Annotated in this window: 3 rRNA genes (1 of these 3 cut by a window edge); all 3 read left to right on the top strand. The window is 53.9% G+C overall.

Annotated features, from left to right (window positions below):
- Positions 1–1,122: ribosomal RNA gene (locus tag J3A72_RS00015) — 23S ribosomal RNA — on the top strand (it extends 1,758 nt beyond the left edge of the window).
- Positions 1,123–1,247: 125 nt separating this feature from the next.
- Positions 1,248–1,362, top strand: a 5S ribosomal RNA gene (rrf, locus tag J3A72_RS00010).
- 500 nt (positions 1,363–1,862) lie between these two features.
- Positions 1,863–2,500: ribosomal RNA gene (locus J3A72_RS00005) — 16S ribosomal RNA — on the top strand; the annotation flags it as partial.

The raw sequence follows: 2,500 nt of genomic DNA, 5'->3' as shown, positions 1-2,500 counted from the left end.
AAAAACACAGCACTCTGCAAACACGAAAGTGGACGTATAGGGTGTGACGCCTGCCCGGTGCTGGAAGGTTAATTGATGGGGTCAGCCGCAAGGCGAAGCTCTTGATCGAAGCCCCAGTAAACGGCGGCCGTAACTATAACGGTCCTAAGGTAGCGAAATTCCTTGTCGGGTAAGTTCCGACCTGCACGAATGGCGTAACGACAGCGGCGCTGTCTCCACCCGAGACTCAGTGAAATTGAAATCGCTGTGAAGATGCAGCGTTCCCGTGGCAAGACGGAAAGACCCCGTGAACCTTTACTATAGCTTTACACTGAACGTTGAGTTCGTCTGTGTAGGATAGGTGGGAGGCTATGAAACCATGGCGCTAGCTGTGGCGGAGCCATCCTTGAAATACCACCCTGTCGTGCTTGACGTTCTAACCTGGGCCCATTATCTGGGTCGGGGACCGTGTATGGTGGGTAGTTTGACTGGGGCGGTCTCCTCCTAAAGAGTAACGGAGGAGCTCGAAGGTACGCTCAGCGCGGTCGGACATCGCGCACTGTGTGCAAAGGCATAAGCGTGCTTGACTGCAAGATCGACGGATCAAGCAGGTAGGAAACTAGGACTTAGTGATCCGGTGGTTCTGTATGGAAGGGCCATCGCTCAACGGATAAAAGGTACTCCGGGGATAACAGGCTGATACCGCCCAAGAGTTCATATCGACGGCGGTGTTTGGCACCTCGATGTCGGCTCATCACATCCTGGGGCTGTAGTCGGTCCCAAGGGTATGGCTGTTCGCCATTTAAAGTGGTACGCGAGCTGGGTTCAGAACGTCGTGAGACAGTTCGGTCCCTATCTGCCATGGGCGTTGGAGATTTGAGAGGGGCTGCTCCTAGTACGAGAGGACCGGAGTGGACGAACCTCTGGTGTTCCGGTTGTCACGCCAGTGGCATTGCCGGGTAGCTATGTTCGGAAGCGATAACCGCTGAAAGCATCTAAGCGGGAAGCGCGCCTCAAGATGAGATCTCCCGGGGCACAAGCCCCCTGAAGGAACCATGTAGACTACGTGGTTGATAGGTCAGGTGTGTAAGTACAGCAATGTATTGAGCTAACTGATACTAATGATCCGTGCGGCTTGACCATATAACCTCAAGTTGCCTTGGCTTTACGACAGCGTCGTAAGAGCATCCAAGTGCACGCTACGTCACAAGAACTATGCGAGGCTGGCGCCTTGTCCCCCAGGACGAGTGCGACTCTCCAAAAGCCTCCCTGGTGAAATTAGCGCTGTGGAACCACCCGATCCCATCCCGAACTCGGAAGTGAAACGCAGCTGCGCCGATGGTAGTGTGGCTCAAGCCATGCGAGAGTAGGTCATCGCCAGGGTTTACACCCAAAACCCCGCTGCTTGCGCAGCGGGGTTTTCCTTTTTTTGCAGGCACCTGGTTTCGACCTGGACTTGCGGCAACAACTTCACGAAGAGCTTCAAGTTCCTCAAACAAGTTGTTGACAAAGCTGAAAGGCCTGCCATAATAGGCGGCTCGCAACGACGAAAGGCCCTCGGGTCCAACGACGAAGCAGCATCGGCAACAACGTCCACTCCGGTGAGACGACCTTGAAAAAAGGTGTTGACGAAGCGGAAAAGCCGGCTATAATGGGCGGCTCGCTACGAAGGAAACTTCGCAGCACACGGGAACGGCGCTGAGGCCACTTCCCCGGATCTTTGAAAGTATGCGCAGGTATCTTGTGAAGGCGCCTGCAGGAAGGATGATTGTCCATCTTGCAGACGTTTGATCAAGCAACTATTAATTGTTTTAAAGCAAGCGATACGTTGCCAGAATCAATCATCTGCAGCTTTAAATTTTGATCTTCGGATCATGTAGTTTTAAGTGAAGAGTTTGATCCTGGCTCAGAGTGAACGCTGGCGGTAGGCCTAACACATGCAAGTCGAACGGCAGCACAGGAGAGCTTGCTCTCTGGGTGGCGAGTGGCGGACGGGTGAGGAATACATCGGAATCTACTCTGTCGTGGGGGATAACGTAGGGAAACTTACGCTAATACCGCATACGACCTACGGGTGAAAGCAGGGGATCTTCGGACCTTGCGCGATTGAATGAGCCGATGTCGGATTAGCTAGTTGGCGGGGTAAAGGCCCACCAAGGCGACGATCCGTAGCTGGTCTGAGAGGATGATCAGCCACACTGGAACTGAGACACGGTCCAGACTCCTACGGGAGGCAGCAGTGGGGAATATTGGACAATGGGCGCAAGCCTGATCCAGCCATACCGCGTGGGTGAAGAAGGCCTTCGGGTTGTAAAGCCCTTTTGTTGGGAAAGAAATCCAGCTGGCTAATACCTGGTTGGGATGACGGTACCCAAAGAATAAGCACCGGCTAACTTCGTGCCAGCAGCCGCGGTAATACGAAGGGTGCAAGCGTTACTCGGAATTACTGGGCGTAAAGCGTGCGTAGGTGGTCGTTTAAGTCCGTTGTGAAAGCCCTGGGCTCAACCTGGGAACTGCAGTG

It is taken from the genome of Stenotrophomonas sp. PvP093 (assembly GCF_017876915.1).
Lineage (GTDB): Bacteria > Pseudomonadota > Gammaproteobacteria > Xanthomonadales > Xanthomonadaceae > Stenotrophomonas > Stenotrophomonas muris.
This window is presented reverse-complemented; position numbering and strand designations above follow the sequence as displayed.